This window comes from Paraburkholderia sp. RL17-373-BIF-A (assembly GCF_046030175.1).
Classification (GTDB): Bacteria; Pseudomonadota; Gammaproteobacteria; order Burkholderiales; family Burkholderiaceae; genus Paraburkholderia.
In genome coordinates this window covers 1-1,136 of the sequence record NZ_JARESO010000280.1, presented here as the reverse complement: position 1 = coordinate 1,136, position 1,136 = coordinate 1, and the positions used below count along the sequence as shown (strand labels likewise).

The 1,136-nt window shown below is 63.5% G+C and carries 2 protein-coding genes; both read left to right on the top strand.

Annotation, left to right across the window (positions count from 1 at the left end; genetic code table 11):
- Positions 1–807 (top strand): Mu transposase domain-containing protein (locus P0D80_RS50340; protein ID WP_408296270.1); only part of this gene is annotated, 807 nt, incomplete at its 5' end.
- Positions 804–1,136: ATP-binding protein (locus P0D80_RS50335; protein WP_408296267.1), on the top strand; the 333-nt coding region annotated here is incomplete at its 3' end. The genes P0D80_RS50340 and P0D80_RS50335, both read left to right, overlap by 4 nt.

Here is a 1,136-nt window from a genome sequence, read left to right as displayed (position 1 = left end):
CCCTCTGCTTTATGGCCTCGAGGCCATAATCACGAGAATGGCAGCGTCGAGTCCTCGCATCGCTATCTGAAGGATCAGCTCGATCAGGCCCTGGAGTTGCGAGGTCATCGCGACTTCGCGGACCGCGCCGCGTACGACGAGTTCGTGCGCGGAGTGGTAATGCGCCGCAACCGGCGCAATGCAGCAGCGTTCCAGATCGAGCGCGAACACCTGCTGGACCTGCCTGAGCACCGTACCACCGACTTCGTTGAGGAAGAGGCGCGCGTGACCCGCTGCGGCACGTTCACCGTGCGTTGCGTCCTGTACAGCGCGCCGTCGCGGCTGATCGGTCATCGCCTGAAGGTACGCCTCTACAGTGACCGGCTCGATTGCTATCTGTCTGGCGCGCTCGTGCACAGCACAGCGAGAGCCACGCACACGAGCAAACGGCGCGGTCGCGGCATCGACTACCGGCACTTCATCGAATCACTCAAACGCAAGCCGCAGGCCTTCAGGGGCCTCGCGTTCCGTGACGATCTGTTTCCGCGTGAAGCCTACCGGCGGACCTGGGAACGGCTCGAGGTAGCACTGACGCCGCGCAGCGCATGCAAGACCATGGTGGGCCTGCTTGAGCTGGCAGGAAACCACGGCGTCGAGGCGCAACTGGCGCTGAGGCTCGATGCATTGCTCGAACTCGGTGAACTGCCCGACCTGAAGGCGCTGTTCGATGAGTTCGCGCCGCGCCAGGCCGAGTGTCCGGTGGTTGTCGTCGACATGCCGTCCGCCGCGCTCTATGACACGTTGCTCGATGAGGAGGTGCTCGCATGAACGCCGCCTACGATGCAGGCCGTATCGCGCTGATGCTCAACGAATTGCGCCTGTCAACCATCGGCCGGTTGTGGCCGGACTTCGCCGAACGCTCGGACAAGGAAAGCTGGCAGGCCTCCCGGTTACTCGGTGCATTGCTCGAACATGAACTCGCCGAGCGGGCCAAACGCAGAATCGAGCGTCATCGCACCGAGTCGCATCTGGATCCGACCAAGACGCTCGCCACCTTCGACTTCGGCATGGTGCCCATGGTCTCGAAGGCGCATGTGATGGCGCTGGCCACCGGCGATTCGTGGCTTGAGAAAGGCGCCACGATCCTCCTGTTCGGC